The sequence below is a fragment of the uncultured Phascolarctobacterium sp. genome (assembly GCF_958349595.1).
Taxonomy (GTDB): domain Bacteria; phylum Bacillota; class Negativicutes; order Acidaminococcales; family Acidaminococcaceae; genus Phascolarctobacterium.
Map to the genome: position 1 here is coordinate 20157 of NZ_CATWDQ010000021.1, position 13830 is coordinate 33986.

At 47.5% G+C, this 13830-nt stretch carries 17 protein-coding genes and 1 other annotated feature; of the genes, 15 read left to right on the forward strand and 2 right to left on the reverse strand.

The genetic code is table 11. The annotated features are described in order from the left end of the window. The first annotated feature begins 39 nt into the window (after positions 1-39). The 3 genes from rplM (at position 40) to leuA (ending at position 3148) form a co-directional block, all read left to right on the forward strand. Positions 40-477 carry a 50S ribosomal protein L13 gene (rplM, locus tag Q4G98_RS11325; RefSeq protein WP_177559545.1) on the forward strand — a complete coding sequence of 146 codons (438 nt, stop codon included), beginning with the start codon at positions 40-42 and terminating at the stop codon, positions 475-477. A 19-nt stretch (positions 478-496) separates the two neighbouring features. Then, positions 497-889 carry a 30S ribosomal protein S9 gene (rpsI, locus tag Q4G98_RS11330; protein ID WP_021718934.1) on the forward strand — a complete coding sequence of 131 codons (393 nt, stop codon included), beginning with the start codon at positions 497-499 and terminating at the stop codon, positions 887-889. A 260-nt stretch (positions 890-1149) separates the two neighbouring features. Beyond that, positions 1150-1379, forward strand: a binding site (T-box leader). An 86-nt stretch (positions 1380-1465) separates the two neighbouring features. Then, positions 1466-3148 (forward strand): 2-isopropylmalate synthase, encoded by a 1683-nt coding sequence (gene leuA / locus Q4G98_RS11335; protein ID WP_293546527.1) that lies wholly within the window; start codon positions 1466-1468, stop codon positions 3146-3148. Between the two features lie 88 nt (positions 3149-3236). Here leuA and Q4G98_RS11340 read toward each other — a convergent pair whose 3' ends face one another. Next, the gene (locus tag Q4G98_RS11340) at positions 3237-3809 is read right to left on the reverse strand and encodes an ECF transporter S component (protein ID WP_298564238.1); all 573 of its coding nucleotides are present in this window, start codon (positions 3807-3809) and stop codon (positions 3237-3239) included. Positions 3810-4219: 410 nt separating this feature from the next. Between Q4G98_RS11340 and Q4G98_RS11345 the strand changes: the two genes are divergently transcribed. The 10 genes from Q4G98_RS11345 to Q4G98_RS11390 all read left to right on the forward strand — a co-directional run bounded on the left by Q4G98_RS11345 (position 4220) and on the right by Q4G98_RS11390 (position 11689). Beyond that, positions 4220-4426, forward strand: a complete 207-nt coding sequence (locus Q4G98_RS11345) for a heavy-metal-associated domain-containing protein (protein ID WP_293546529.1) — start codon at positions 4220-4222, stop codon at positions 4424-4426. A gap of 5 nt (positions 4427-4431) precedes the next feature. Further along, entirely contained in the window at positions 4432-6660 is a 2229-nt protein-coding gene (locus Q4G98_RS11350) for a cation-translocating P-type ATPase (RefSeq protein WP_298564234.1), read from the forward strand. Between the two features lie 299 nt (positions 6661-6959). After that, positions 6960-7199: a hypothetical protein gene (locus Q4G98_RS11355; RefSeq protein WP_177559553.1), complete on the forward strand. Its 240-nt coding sequence runs from the start codon at positions 6960-6962 to the stop codon at positions 7197-7199. A 29-nt stretch (positions 7200-7228) separates the two neighbouring features. After that, positions 7229-7414 (forward strand): helix-turn-helix domain-containing protein, encoded by a 186-nt coding sequence (locus Q4G98_RS11360; protein WP_298564271.1) that lies wholly within the window; start codon positions 7229-7231, stop codon positions 7412-7414. Positions 7415-7432: 18 nt separating this feature from the next. After that, positions 7433-7876 (forward strand): DUF2589 domain-containing protein, encoded by a 444-nt coding sequence (locus Q4G98_RS11365; RefSeq protein ID WP_177559558.1) that lies wholly within the window; start codon positions 7433-7435, stop codon positions 7874-7876. A 27-nt stretch (positions 7877-7903) separates the two neighbouring features. Continuing rightward, positions 7904-8542 (forward strand): DUF2589 domain-containing protein, encoded by a 639-nt coding sequence (locus Q4G98_RS11370; protein ID WP_366916985.1) that lies wholly within the window; start codon positions 7904-7906, stop codon positions 8540-8542. A 25-nt stretch (positions 8543-8567) separates the two neighbouring features. Next, on the forward strand, positions 8568-8837 hold the full coding sequence (locus tag Q4G98_RS11375) for a hypothetical protein (RefSeq protein ID WP_177559612.1): 270 nt from the start codon (positions 8568-8570) through the stop codon (positions 8835-8837). A gap of 52 nt (positions 8838-8889) precedes the next feature. Beyond that, positions 8890-10128 (forward strand): patatin-like phospholipase family protein, encoded by a 1239-nt coding sequence (locus tag Q4G98_RS11380; RefSeq protein ID WP_298564227.1) that lies wholly within the window; start codon positions 8890-8892, stop codon positions 10126-10128. Positions 10129-10140: 12 nt separating this feature from the next. Then, entirely contained in the window at positions 10141-11148 is a 1008-nt protein-coding gene (locus Q4G98_RS11385) for a ComEC/Rec2 family competence protein (protein WP_298564225.1), read from the forward strand. Between the two features lie 16 nt (positions 11149-11164). Continuing rightward, positions 11165-11689 carry an N-acetylmuramoyl-L-alanine amidase gene (locus Q4G98_RS11390; RefSeq protein ID WP_298564224.1) on the forward strand — a complete coding sequence of 175 codons (525 nt, stop codon included), beginning with the start codon at positions 11165-11167 and terminating at the stop codon, positions 11687-11689. Positions 11690-11735: 46 nt separating this feature from the next. On the opposite strand, the gene Q4G98_RS11395 is transcribed toward Q4G98_RS11390, so the two are convergent. Further along, positions 11736-12791 carry a hypothetical protein gene (locus Q4G98_RS11395; protein ID WP_298564222.1) on the reverse strand — a complete coding sequence of 352 codons (1056 nt, stop codon included), beginning with the start codon at positions 12789-12791 and terminating at the stop codon, positions 11736-11738. 226 nt (positions 12792-13017) lie between these two features. Here Q4G98_RS11395 and Q4G98_RS11400 point away from each other — a divergent pair, with 226 nt between their 5' ends. Both Q4G98_RS11400 and Q4G98_RS11405 read left to right on the forward strand, forming a co-directional pair. Then, positions 13018-13467 (forward strand): nucleotidyltransferase substrate binding protein, encoded by a 450-nt coding sequence (locus Q4G98_RS11400; protein ID WP_298564219.1) that lies wholly within the window; start codon positions 13018-13020, stop codon positions 13465-13467. Then, positions 13464-13754, forward strand: coding sequence for a nucleotidyltransferase domain-containing protein (locus Q4G98_RS11405; RefSeq protein WP_293660767.1), 291 nt, complete (start codon positions 13464-13466; stop codon positions 13752-13754). The genes Q4G98_RS11400 and Q4G98_RS11405 overlap by 4 nt, the downstream gene beginning before the upstream one ends. Positions 13755-13830: the final 76 nt, after the last annotated feature.

A 13830-nucleotide genomic window follows, 5' to 3' on the forward strand; every position in this document is an offset into this window, starting at 1 on the left:
TTACATCGAACAGGAAATACTTTAGGGAGGGACATAAGGATGAAATCTTTTATGGCTAATCCGTCCAATATCGAACGTAAATGGTTCGTTGTTGACGCAGCTGATAAAACTCTTGGCCGCATGGCAGCCGAAGTTGCAAAAATCCTTCGTGGCAAACACAAACCGACTTTTACTCCGCATATGGATACCGGAGATCATGTAATCATCATCAATGCTGACAAAGTAGTTTTGACCGGTAAAAAACTGGTGCAAAAAGTTTACTTCCGTCATTCCGGTTACCTTGGCGGCGACAGCTACACTAAAGCTGGCGATATGCTCGCTAAGAACCCGGTAAGAATGGTAGAACTCGCAGTTAAAGGCATGATTCCTAAAAATCGCCTGGGCAGCCAGATCTACACCAAACTGCACGTATATGCTGGTCCTGAACACCCGCATGCAGCTCAAAAACCTGAAGCTTTAGAAATCAACGTAAGATAATCCGGAGGAGGAAACGTAAATGGCAGTAGTTACTTATAGTGCGACTGGTCGTCGCAAATCTTCAGTTGCTCGCGTTCGCCTGGTTCCGGGTGAAGGTAAAATCGTTATTAACGGCCGTGAGCTGACCAACTATTTTGGTCTGAAAACTTTGGAACTCATCGTTAACCAACCGCTTGAAATCACCGAAACCAAAGGCAAATACGACGTGCTCGTAAATGTTATTGGCGGCGGCATTTCCGGTCAGGCAGGCGCGATCCGTCATGGTATCGCCCGTGCTTTGCTCGACGTTGACGCTGAATATCGTCCGGCTTTGAAAAAAGCTGGCTTCCTGACTCGCGATCCGCGCGAAAAAGAACGTCGTAAATACGGTCTTAAAAAAGCGCGTAAAGCAAGCCAGTTCTCCAAGCGTTAATCATTTGGAACAAACGTTCAAAACCCGCACAATTTGTGCGGGTTTTCTTTTTTCCAGAAAATATTGAAAAGCTTACTTAAAATCAGTGAAAACAGGCTGTAAAAATGAATACTAGTGTTAGAAACCACAGTAAAATTATGCTTTTTGCTTGCTTTATGTAATTATTTTCACCTGGGAGCCGCTACAGGTCCATATATTTTCTCTTGACAAGTATCTGACAAGTAAGTATAATAACTCTTAACAATTCAAAATTTTTCACCTCAAAGACTGTGAAGGGAATAAGATAAAACTGGCAGGCCTCAGAGAGTCGACGGTTGGTGCAAGTCGATGGCAAAAGTTTTATGGATAGCTCATCCCGGAGTTGTCTGCTCGATATGTAGAGCAGGACGTGTGGCGGCGTTAAGAGCCTGGGCCTTGTTGGAGGCTGATCGAGGGCTGCTGGGCAGCTGAATTAGGGTGGTACCGCGTGGAATAGTTCCTCGCCCCTATGCATTATCGTAGGGAGCGGGGATTTTTTATTACCGCTTCCGAAGTTAGGCCAGTGGGCCTTGATAAACAGAATGGAGGCAAATATTCATGAAACAGGCAAGCAAACAGTATATTCCTTTTCAACCTATCCAGTGGCCAAACCGCCAATGGCCTAATAAAACCATTACCAAAGCGCCGATCTGGTGCAGTGTTGACTTGCGCGACGGTAATCAGGCTTTGGTGACGCCGATGCAGCTGGAAGAAAAGCTGCTGATGTTCAAGACCCTGGTCGATATTGGCTTTAAAGAAATCGAAGTTGGGTTTCCGTCAGCGTCTGAAACCGAATATGAGATTTTGCGTACTTTGATCGAAGGCAATCATATTCCCGATGACGTAACGATCCAGGTACTGGTGCAGGCCCGCCCCGAGCTGATCAAAAAAACTTTTGAAGCAGTCAAAGGCGCGAAGAATGTGATCGTACATTTTTATAACTCTACGTCTACTTTACAGCGCAAAGTAGTATTTAAAGAAGATATGCCAGGCATTATCAAGATCGCTGTGGAAGGCGCTAAGCTTATCCGCCAGCTGACTGAGGAAGAGATTGCCAGCAGCGGCATGAATATCCGCTATGAATATTCTCCCGAAAGCTTTACCGGTACTGAGATCGATTTTGCTATTGAAATCTGCGAGGCGGTAATGGAGACCCTGGGGGCAACAAAAGCTAATCCGATCATTCTGAACCTGCCTTCAACTGTCGAGATGTCGACGCCAAATACATATGCCGATCAGATCGAATATTTCTGCACGAAGATGCGCAACAGAGAAGCTGCTATTATCAGCATCCATCCGCATAATGACCGCGGTACAGGGGTTGCAGCGGCTGAACTGGCCCTACTGGGCGGTGCGGACCGCATTGAAGGCACCTTGTTTGGCAACGGTGAGCGTACCGGTAACCTGGATATCGTGACGGTGGCTTTGAATATGTATACTCAGGGCGTTGATCCGGAACTTGATTTCTCCAATATTTTAACGATTAAAAAGATTTATGAAGCCTGCACCAAGATGAAGGTGCCTGAGCGGCAGCCGTATGCAGGTGAGCTGGCCTTTACCGCTTTTTCCGGTTCACATCAGGACGCTATCCGCAAGGGTTATGAGTATATGGCTGACAGCGATACGCCGTATTGGGAGGTTCCGTATCTGCCGATCAATCCTGCCGATCTGAGCCGCGAGTACGAACCCGTTATCCGTATCAACAGCCAGTCTGGCAAGGGCGGCGCCGCTTTTGTGCTGCAGCATGCCGTTGGTTACAGGTTGCCGAAAGAAATGCATCCTGAGTTCGGCAATATCGTGAAGGCAGCTTCCGATGCTTTTGGCGACGAGTTGAAGGAAGAACAGATCGTTGATTTGTTCAATCGTGAATATGTTGCATTTGACGGCAGGTATAAACTGGCCTGGCATCGTTTTATCGAGCAGCGTGAATTGGATGGTACTACGCATACCCGTTTTGAGGGCGGTATCGATGTCTGCGGTGAACTGAAGAATGTTGTCGGTGTCGGTAACGGCCCGATCGACTCCTTCTTCCAGGCGTTGTCGGTTATCGGCGTAGTGGGGTATGAATTCGTCAATTATCATGAACACGCTATTTCCCGCGGCTCTGACGCTAAAGGTATCTGTTATATCGAATTGAAGGTGCCGGGCAATGGACACATTTTCGGTGTTGGTATCGACAGCAATATCAACGTAGCGGCACTTTTAGGCATTCTCTGCGCTATCAACAGGGCGGAAAAATAAAAAAAGATGAACGGTTATTAAAACCAAAGGCCTCTGCTTTTTAAAAGCAGAGGCCTTTGGTTTTTAGGGATATTGTGAATAGTCAAGCTTAAACAAGTTTATAGTTTTTTAAAACACTGTGCTGAACTGCTTTGTATAGGAACACAGCTAAAATAACGGAGGGAACAGCGCTGACTGCCATGGAAACAGCACAGTTGATTGCTGACAGCCAGGCGATCTGATGCGGAAGCCCCAGAATAAAAAACTTGAAGCCGTAGCGGATCAGTGGTTCAGTGATAACGTTGACCAGGCAGCCGCCGATAGCGGCGACAGTTACGATTTTAGTTGCTTTTTTGTCATCTGCTGCCGTTAAGTCAAAAACTTTATAGGCAATAAAAACTACGGCAAAGCCCAGCAGAAATTTAGCTAAAAAAGTCGGCGGCGCCGAGGTGGTATAGCCGGCTAAAATATCTGCCAACGAAAGACCTACCGCTCCTGTAAGCGCTCCGTATCTGGCGCCAAGCACTAAGGCGGCAAGGATGATAAAGGCGTGGCCGATGTAAATCTTGCCGGTCATACCACCGCCCATGGGGATCTCGATCCGTAAATAAGTAAAACAAACAAAAGCTAAAGCTGCAAACATACCTGCCAGCGTCAGCCTGGTAATATTGTCGTTACGCATAAAAACACCTTCTTCAATTAAATCTACAAGACATAGTATAAAACAAAACTGGTTTGCGTAAAATAGACAGAATTGTAAAAATAAAGCAGGACAGTTTTAAAAAGCCGCTAAATAAAGCAGTATTGCGTCAGGTTGAAAGATAATTCACAAAGGTTTTGCAGAAAAAGTTATATGAATAACGACTCATATGTTATAATAAACTCAGGTAAGGAAATCCAGAGTCTGCCGCGAAAATAACTTAAGATATTCCCTTAGGTAGTGTCATTAGTTGACAAAGCCCAGGCTGGTTGTTAAGATTGAGTTAGAAAACAGGCAGGGTCAGCTTTCGCTAACCTTATCATTATCGCATAATTACCGCGGCCTGCCCTGGCTGGCGGTACTGAAGTGAAACCCGAATGGAGGCATAAATTATGGAAAAAGTAAGTATGTATATTATTGGTATGTCGTGTGCAGGTTGTGTTGCTGGTGTAAAAATGGCATTGGAGGATGTACCGGGCGTAAAACACGCAGCAGTAGACCTGGAGCAGTGCATGGCAGTTGTAGAATATGAAGCCCCGGCTACGGTGGAGCAGTTGGAAAATGCAGTTAAAGAAGCTGGTTTCACTGTTGAAAAATAAAGCTTATGAAAACAGTAACTATTAAAATTTCGGGCATGCATTGCGCGGCCTGTTCTAATGGAGTGGAGCGGTCGCTGAAAAAAGTGGCCGGCGTCGACAGGGCGGAGGTCAATCTGGCGACTCAATCGGCTTTGGTGCGTTATGATGAGAATCAGGCGACGATGGAGCAGCTGGAAGAGGCTGTGACCAGAATGAGTTTTGGTGTGGTCCATGACGCGCCCGGCGAAGAATCTACAGCTGAACAGAGGGCGGAGCAGGATGCTCTGGATCTAAAGAAGCGTTTAAAAGTGGCGGCGTTCTTTTTTGTGCCGTTGTTATATTTGGCGATGGCACCTATGGTTCCCGGCAGATTTTTACCGGTGCCGATCGATCCTGATCAGATGGGCGATGTTTATGCTTTTGTGCAGCTGCTGTTGACGCTGCCGATCTTGTATGCCGGCGGACCGTTTTTTAAAAACGGGATCATCAGCTTAAAAAATGGCGTACCGTCGATGGATACGCTGGTCGCGCTGGGTACGGGGGCTGCTTTTATTTACAGCAGCTATTCGACCTATGAAGTGCTGGCGAAAATCAATCCGCATGCTGTACACAATCTTTATTTTGAGTCGGCAGGCGCTATTTTGACCTTTATTCTGTGCGGCAAGTTTTTGGAGCTGCGTGCAAAAGGCGAGGCAGGGCATGCTATCAGCAGTCTGCTGAACCTGGCGCCGAAGACGGGCTTTATCTGGAAGGACGGTGAAGAGGTAGAGATACCGCGTGAAGCCATCCTGACAGGCGATATCGTTATCGTTCACCCCGGCAATCAGGTGCCTGTAGACGGTGTGATCACAGAGGGACATGCCAGTATTGACGAGTCGATGCTGACCGGTGAAAGTATGCCGGTAGGAAAAACTGTCGGTGAAAATGTTTTTGCGGCGACAGTTGTTACAGACGGCTATCTGCGTTTTAAAGCGGAGAAGGTCGGCAAGGAAACGATGCTGTCGCAGATCATGCAGATGGTGGAAGCAGCGCAGGGTTCAAAAGCACCGATCGCTAAAACTGCTGATCAGATTGCGGCTGTGTTTGTGCCGGTAGTATTGGTGATAGCGTTAGTTGCCGGTTTGAGCTGGTGGTTTGCCGGTGCAGGCAGCAAGTTTGCCATGCAGGTTTTTGTAGCCGTGCTTGTTATTGCCTGTCCCTGTGCTTTGGGACTGGCAACACCGGCGGCGATCATGGTAGCTGTGGGCAAGGGCGCTGAAAAAGGTGTGTTGTTCAAAAATGCCGAAGCCCTGGAAACAGCGCATAACGTCACAATGGCTGTTTTTGACAAAACCGGTACGATCACTAAGGGTAAACCGATCGTAACCGATGTTATTGGCTGGAACGGTGCCAAAGAGGAAGCCATAACTAGACTGGCGGCGGCAATCGAGCAGGGTTCGGCCCATCCGCTGGCAGTAGCGATCAAAGAACGGGCAGCAGGTATGGAACTGCCGACCTGCAGCGATTTCAGGACTACGGTAGGCGGCGGTATTGCCGCCCGTTGTGAAAATACCAATGTACGTCTGGGTAATTTGTCTTTTGTGCAGCCGGTGGCGATAATTCCTCCGAAGGCCATAGAACTGGGTGAGCAGCTGTCGGCAGTGGGTAAAACGATCGTTTATCTGACGATCGGCCGCAATTTATGCGGGATCTTTGCTATTGCTGATACCTTGAAGGAAGAAACCCGGGAAGCGATGCAGAAGCTGCATGAGCTGAATATCCGCACCGTGATCCTGACCGGTGATAATAAAAGGGCTGCCGCTTATATTGCTCAGCAGGCCGGTGTTGATGAGGTGGTAGCCGAGCTGCTGCCGGGGCATAAGGCCGAACTGATCAAAAGCTTCCAGCAGGGAGGCGAGATCGTCGCCATGGTCGGCGACGGTATCAACGATGCACCGGCTTTGGCACAAGCTGACCTGGGGATCGCTGTTGGCGGCGGTACTGACGTAGCTATCGAGTCGGCGCAGGTCGTGCTGGTCAACGGCGATATTCGCAATATCAGTACCACGCTGCGGTTGAGTAAGGCGACGATCCGCAATGTCAAAGAAAACCTGTTCTGGGCCTTTGGCTACAACATTATTGGTATTCCTGTCGCGGCAGGCGTGCTGCATATTTTCGGCGGGCCGCTGCTTGATCCGATGATCGCCGCGGCAGCCATGTCGCTGAGCTCGGTTTCGGTTGTCAGCAATGCTTTGCGATTGAAGCGTTTTAAGTAAGCTAAATAAATTTGCAGTAATCAAGTGAATATTGATACATATTTTGCGGATATTTTCCTGTGAAACATGCGAAAATGGACCTGAGTCCCACTTACATTTTTTGTAAGTGGGACTTTTTTTTATGCCTGTCAGAGTAAGGAAAATATCAGAAAAAGTAGTTTTAAAAATTATATATACCAAAGATAGATTTTTTTTGTAACTAAAAATTCGCAAAACATTAAAATAATGAATTATTTTTAATAAAAATCCGCCATAGTGGATAAAAATGATAGTAATGTAAAGGTAAGGAGGTGAAGAAAATGGAGCTGGATGATGAAAAAATAAGCTTCTCCAAGAAGGTCGTTGGTGCGGTGACCTGGCTGTATGTCGGCATCATAGTATTTTCGGCTGGTACTTGGTTACTATACAGGGAAATTCCTGACGCTTTGATCGATTATGTTGATGGTCCGTTTTCGATCATTATCAGCGGGTATTTTGCCAAAGCCGGTATGGAAAATTTTTTGAAGCTGCGCGGAGGAGCTAAAGAAAAGGGCACCTAGAAAGGGGGACTGGTTTATGATCTGTTATTATCTGTTTCCAGGTTCGTACTGAGAAACGTATGACGCAAAAGTACTTATCTAAATTATCCGGGGTCAGTACCAGTATGATCAGTGCGATCGAGTTAGGTGAGCGGCATCCGACAGTACCGGTCCTTGACGCGTTGGCCAGAGCGCTGCAGGTCAAGGTCACCGATCTTTACAGCCGCAAATTTTGATTATGAGGAGGAGCCGTGATGGCGAAGAAGCAATACTTTGAGAATTTGTTGGGAGCGATGCAGGAGTCGATTTTAAAAGCGCACAGTATGATCGAAAATCAGCATTTGAATGTGATGAAGCGTTATTTTGACGAATCGCAGAAACCGCTGACTTTTGATATCCAATATCCGCGGATCAATCCCGACACAGGCGAACTGGAATACGTGCTGGTGCAGGTGCCTAAAATTGCGCTGGTACCGATGAATTCGCTGAAGCTGAAGGAAATGAAGCTGAAATTTAAGGTGAAGCTGAGCAGTTGGGATGATGGTAAGAATAATGACAGCGGTTTGCTGGCGAACATTTTGTCCTCTAATAAGACGGATACCGACAATTTTGTCGATGTAGAATTGCTGTTTGAGTCTAACGATCCTCCTGAAGCAGTAATGAAGATCAACGATCAGATGGTGAAGATACTTCCCTGATAAATTACAAACAGAAAGGATGTAATAATTATGGCATTAGTAAAAATGGCAGAAGAATTTGGCGGTTTGCCGATGGAGTCTTTGATCGGCGGTCCGCTGCAGGCAGCCTGTGATGCACAGACCATGCTGGCTGGCGCAACGGCGCGTTTTATTGAAGAAGTAGGGCTGGTCAAGGAGGGCGACAAACAGGTCGTGCGTACTGTTGGTTTCAGTTTTACCCGCAGCGCCAATGGCGATGACGGCAATGGCCCGGCTTCTGAAAAAGTGGAGATGAATATTCCACTTCTGGCTATGGTCAAGGTGCCGGCACTTTCGATCGAACTGGTGGATATTACCTTCGATATGGAAGTAAAATCTTCGGAAACGCAATCGGAGATCGATGACAAAAAAGGTGAACTGGAAGCAGAAATGGGCTTGAAGGTAGGTCCGTTCAGCATGACGGCCAAAGTCAAGGGGTCTATTTCCAGTCATAAGGAAAACACCCGTAAGAGCGATAATTCTGCTAAATATCATGTGCAGGTACGCGCTACTCAGGGCGAGATGCCGGAGGGCCTGTCCCGTGTTCTGGATATCCTCAATACGGCGATCAATCCTACCAGTATCGAAAAGGCACCGGCAGCCAAAGGCGAAGGTCAGGGTAATACAACTACAGGCGATGCGGCTTAAAAACAGGTAAAGGCAGGGAACTATGATGACGAAACCATTTGATGTAAGTGCGGTAGGCTATGTAAAACGTGTTGTTATCGGTAATACCGATCCTGAAAAAACTGTCAGCGAAGCAGAGCTGGAAAAGCAGCGGCAGTTTTTGAACCGCTGCCTGAGCGATTCTCCGCGCGGCCGGATCATTGGGCAGGAAAAGAACTTCTATTTACTGAATATCGGCGAGCATCAAGTGGTGCTGCAATACATAGTTTACCATGTGGGCTTTGCCAGAAAGCCGGTATGGCTTGAAGAACAGTAAACTAAAAAGCCGCCTGTCACAGGCGGCTTTTTGCAAAGGAGGGAAAGATAACGTGGAAATAAACAATAAGATCAATCTTGGTTTCAGCGGCGGCGGGTTCAGAGCTACCTTTTACTGTCTGGGCGCTTACCGCAGGTTAGTCGAACTGGGGCTGGCAAGGCATGTCAACGAAATAACGTCCGTGTCAGGCGGCAGCATCGCGGCAGGGGCAATCATCGGTGCTTTGGCAGAGGGAGAATTCAGCAGCCTGTTTGATTTTGACCGGCGGGTAACAGCGAAGCTGATCCATTTGGGACAGTGCAATTTCCGCAGGCGGATCATGACTAAAGCATCCTGGTTCTCTTATCTGCTGCCGTATCTGCCCAAGCTGCAGCAGCTGGCTGCCGCGGCAGCTTTAAGGCCGCAAATGAGCAAAGCCTTTCCGCAGGTGCTGGACGAGGAGCTGTTTGACGGCAGAAAAATGTCTCAGACAGTGGCGACGACAGAGTGGAGCTGCAATGCTACCTGCATCAATACTTTGAAAAGGTTCAGATTTAAAAGCGGCGATATTTATGGGCATTTGCTGGGGCGCAGCAGCGATATAGGTGATATTCCCATCGCTTTTGCCGTAGCGGCATCGGCTGCTTATCCGGTAGGCTTTGCACCGTTGGAGCTGGATGTTGAGGAAAGAGAGTTTAAAGACCTTTACGGTACGGGGACACAGAAACCGGAAAATCCAGCCCGGCTCTATCTGACTGATGGCGGTGTTTATGATAACCTGGGCAGCGAAAGTATGCTGAAATCGCCGATCCCTTTGCTGATGCTGGATGCTTCCGGTGAGAGCAAGCCTTTGTGGGATAATTCGCAGATGAGCAAGCTGGAGCTGGCCAACCGGACATTAGCGGTGGGACTGGATCAGGTCGTATATCTGCGCCGGCGTTTGCTTTTTGAAGTAAAGCAGCATCAGCAGCTTATTTTGGGGCGTGGAATAGGACGGATCATAGAATATTGGCGCGAGCATGGAGCCAGAGGCTTGGAAATGGAAACGCTGCTGCGGGTAGAGGCGCTTTGCGCTGCGCTGAGAACCGATATGGACGGCTTTCATGATGTCGAGATAGAGTATCTGATGTGGCTGGGAGCGGTGAAGCTTGATTATGCTTTGAGACGGCTGCTGCCGGATAATGAGCTGCTGCAGCAAAGCAAGATGCCGGAGCTGCCTGATTATGATGCCGGTTTTGCAACAGTGATATTGGAACGCGGCAGTAAAATGAGTATTTTTAAACCACTGCATCGCGATCTGCATTTAAATTAAGGAGAAAAACTGATGAAGAAAAGTTCATTTTTGGTTATAATATTAATAGCGTTGCTTCTGGGCGCAGGCCTTGCTACTAAAGACAGCGAACTGGTGAAAGCTTATGTGCCGGTTTTGCTGAAACAGCTGCAGGCAGGTGAATCTGCGCCGGAGCCTGTGCTTGTGACTGAGACGCCAAAGGCGGAAGCTAAAGCTCAGGTTGCTGCGAAAGCTGATGCTGATATTCTTGCCATTACCGCATTGGATGTCGGGCAGGGTGACAGTATCCTGCTGCAAATGCAGGGCAAGAATATATTGATCGACAGCGGTGACCGCGGTGAGGCGGCCAGACTGCTGACCAAGCTGGAAGAAAACCATGTCGAGCAGATCGATATGCTGGTAGCTACGCATCCGCATGCCGACCATATCGGGGGAATGAAAGCTGTCCTGAACCGGTTCCCGGTCAAGCAGGTTTATGACAGCGGGCAAAACTATAAAACTAAAATGTATAACGACTTTCGACAGCAGATAGAAAAGGAAAAAATTCCGTTAGAAGTGCTGCGGAGAGGGCAGGAAGTGCCAATCAATGAAATGGTGAAGCTGAAGGTGCTGAGTCCGCAGACCTTGTATAAAGGTACGGCTTCGGATGCTAATAACAACAGTCTGGTGCTGCGGTTGGAGTACAGGGATTTTTCGATGCTGCTGACAGGGGATATCCAGGCCGAGGTGGAACGCGAGCTGCTGCAAACTGACCCGGCAGCGCTGCCGGCACAGGTTTTAAAGGTAGCGCATCATGGCAGTAAAACATCGTCGATCAATGAATTTTTAGCAGCTGTCAAGCCGAAAATCGCCATCATCAGCAGCGGTGAAGGTAATAAATATAAGCACCCCAGCCCTGAGGTCGTACAAAGGCTGCAGGATCTGCAGGCCGATGTATTCAATACAGCTCTGTGTGGCGACATCATTATTAAAAGCAACGGCAAAACCTGCGATATAACTGTTGAAAAATTTTATGATGAGCAGCAGGCGCAGGCAGCCTGAATGGGAGGTATAAAAAATGCGTGAAATAACATTGCAGGAACTGGCGACGCTGGCCGAGCAGGCTAAAGGCGAGATCAGGAGGATCTATTTACACTGGACAGCGGGGCATTATGACAATACTTATGACGACTATCATCTGAATATTACCGGCGACGGAAGGCTGTGGAGTAGCTGCAGAGAGCTGACGGAGTATAAGGAACATACCTGGCACCGTAACAGCGGCGCTGTGGCTGTAAGTATCTGCTGCTGTGCCGACGCTGTAGCTTACGCTGACGGCAGTGTGGACTTTGGCAGTGTGCCGCCTACGCAGCAGCAGTTAGAAACGTTGGCACGGGTAGTAGCTGTTTTGTGCCGGGGACTTGATATTCCGATCGATGACAATTATGTTATGACCCATGCTGAGGCTGCTGATCTTGACGACTACGGGCCGGCAACGACCTTTGAAAGATGGGATATGTGGAAGCTGGCAGACAGCGACGGTGTGTTATGCGATGGTGGCGAAATGATCCGCAGTAAAGCAAAAGCCTATTGCCAGTGGTAAGAAAAAGCAGTAACGCTGTTAGATTGGCGTTACTGCTTTAAGTTTTTTATTTAGTTTTTGTTTTAACAGGCAGCTGCGTCAAAAGTTCAATGGTAGAACCGTCGGCAAAGGTCAGACTGCTTAAATAAGCCTTCCAGGTCACTTTGCTGAAATCGCTGTTCATGACTTTGGCGTCGTCAGTTAGAAAGGGATTCAGTTCCCAGTTGAATTGATAAGCTTGCGTCTGTGCAGCGGCCAGTTTTTTGCTGCTGGCAAAATTGCCGCTGTAAAATAATTCGTTATCGGCATTGTAAAGCTCCAGGACGCCGGTGAAATACTGCAGCTCTTTGGCTGCGTTGTTTGTCAGCTGAAGGTCAGCCTGCAGCAGGCGGATCACGCCGGAATACGGCGCCGAGGTGATAAAGATCTTCTGCGGCGTAACAGTAATAGCGTCGTCGATCTGCTTTTGCACAGGTTTGTTAAGCTCGGCCAGCTTGTTTTGGAAGGCCTGGTCGCGTTCGCTGATCAAGGTTTGCAGATTGTTGATCCTGGTGATCTGCCAGGTGCCGTCAGCAAGCTGCCGCATATCAAGCTCGACTAAAAAATGCTTGTCTAATTCGCTGTCAAAAACTTTAATAGTTACAACAGCTGCGCTGCCGTTTTTCTGTACCTGCTCTACGCCCTGATACTGCATGGAATTGACGCCGGTCTTGTTTTTCAGGCTGTTGACGATGTCAGTGCCGTTATTTTGCAGCATCGGCGAGTCGGCATCGTTGGGATCGGCCTCAGCCATAGTACCGCTATTGACGTATTGTCTGGTCTGATCGACCAGGATCGGTACGGCAATACCTTTGATATTCTGCACCAGCGCCGATAGAAGCGGGCTGGACAGGCGCTCGCTGCCAAAAGAGGCGGCCACGACGTCGTCGTAAGCGCTGCTGTAAAGTGTTTCCATATCGACCTGCTTTTCAAAAGCTGTAAAATCATGCTTCTGCACTGCAGTGCCAATAAGGCCCAGCGAATACTGCGGCGTTTTGACCCAATAGGCAAAGTACCAGATCAATGTTGCTGCCGCCGCCAAAACAACGGCGAGCAGTAAATATTTAAATTTTTTCGTCTGCATAAATCTATCCCCTCAAGTGGTATTTAAATAGCTGTAATGCTTATTATACTACGACTTCGGCAGGATGCAACTTTTTTAGACAACAATATAAATAAATTTTATTTCAAAACTAAAACAGCAATAAAAAAGCTCAGGCGTAGGAAAATCATCTTTCCAGGCCTGAGTTTTTGCGGTTATTTACCTGTAAATATGGTATAATTTTATCAAATGCTGATAGAAAATAAATATGTACTATGATTTAAATGCTATGAGGAGTTTGATTATTATGGAGAATAAAGATATACGCTGGCTACAAAGGTTTGAAAATTTTTCCAAAGCCTGTGCCCTGTTGTCCGAAATAAACGACTGTGATTCTGCAACGACACCGGCAATCGTGCGTGAAGGTTTTATACAGCGGTTTGAGATAACCTTTGATTTGGCGTGGAAAACAGCCAAAGACTTTATGGAATTTGAGGGGCTGCACGTTCAGCCGACACCGCGGACGGTTATAAAAGAAGCCTTTGCTGCTGGTATCATTACGGATGGACAGGCCTTTATTGATATGCTGGAAGCCCGTAACCTGATGTCACACAGATATGACGAAGAAACATTTAACACTATATTCTTAAAAATAAAGCAGGATTTTTATCCGGCTTTAGAAAAATTTCGTGTAAATCTTGGGGCGAAAAGCAAATGAAGCTGGGACTTTCGGAAAAGCATTTACAACTGATCGTAGAAGTGCTGAAACAGGCTAATATAAACAGGGCAGTGGTGTTCGGTTCGCGGGCCAAAGGCAACTGGCGCGAGAATTCGGATATTGATATTGCTGTGTTTGGGGCAGGGGTTAATGTCGGTTCACTGGCTGTACAGCTTGACGAACTGCCTATGCCATATAAGTTTGACATCGTTGATTATAATAGTATTAACAGCTGCGCTCTGCGGCAGCATATCGACAGGGTCGGCATAGAAATTTATAAAAAATAAAAAGCTCAGGTGTTGGAAAATCTGAAGTGCTGTAGAGAAAATAGACAGAAAAAAGAAAAGCGTATCGTAGAATATC

Excerpts from the sequence above, each read along its gene's own strand:
- rpsI (WP_021718934.1), top strand. The coding sequence starts at position 497 with ATGGCAGTAGTTACTTATAGTGCGACTGGTCGTCGCAAATCTTCAGTT.
- leuA (WP_293546527.1), top strand. The coding sequence starts at position 1,466 with ATGAAACAGGCAAGCAAACAGTATATTCCTTTTCAACCTATCCAGTGG.
- Q4G98_RS11355 (WP_177559553.1), top strand. The coding sequence starts at position 6,960 with ATGGAGCTGGATGATGAAAAAATAAGCTTCTCCAAGAAGGTCGTTGGT.
- Q4G98_RS11350 (WP_298564234.1), top strand. The coding sequence starts at position 4,432 with ATGAAAACAGTAACTATTAAAATTTCGGGCATGCATTGCGCGGCCTGT.
- Q4G98_RS11395 (WP_298564222.1), bottom strand. The coding sequence starts at position 12,791 with ATGCAGACGAAAAAATTTAAATATTTACTGCTCGCCGTTGTTTTGGCG.
- Q4G98_RS11365 (WP_177559558.1), top strand. The coding sequence starts at position 7,433 with ATGGCGAAGAAGCAATACTTTGAGAATTTGTTGGGAGCGATGCAGGAG.
- Q4G98_RS11375 (WP_177559612.1), top strand. The coding sequence starts at position 8,568 with ATGACGAAACCATTTGATGTAAGTGCGGTAGGCTATGTAAAACGTGTT.
- Q4G98_RS11400 (WP_298564219.1), top strand. The coding sequence starts at position 13,018 with ATGTACTATGATTTAAATGCTATGAGGAGTTTGATTATTATGGAGAAT.
- Q4G98_RS11385 (WP_298564225.1), top strand. The coding sequence starts at position 10,141 with ATGAAGAAAAGTTCATTTTTGGTTATAATATTAATAGCGTTGCTTCTG.
- rplM (WP_177559545.1), top strand. The coding sequence starts at position 40 with ATGAAATCTTTTATGGCTAATCCGTCCAATATCGAACGTAAATGGTTC.
- Q4G98_RS11390 (WP_298564224.1), top strand. The coding sequence starts at position 11,165 with ATGCGTGAAATAACATTGCAGGAACTGGCGACGCTGGCCGAGCAGGCT.
- Q4G98_RS11340 (WP_298564238.1), bottom strand. The coding sequence starts at position 3,809 with ATGCGTAACGACAATATTACCAGGCTGACGCTGGCAGGTATGTTTGCA.
- Q4G98_RS11345 (WP_293546529.1), top strand. The coding sequence starts at position 4,220 with ATGGAAAAAGTAAGTATGTATATTATTGGTATGTCGTGTGCAGGTTGT.
- Q4G98_RS11405 (WP_293660767.1), top strand. The coding sequence starts at position 13,464 with ATGAAGCTGGGACTTTCGGAAAAGCATTTACAACTGATCGTAGAAGTG.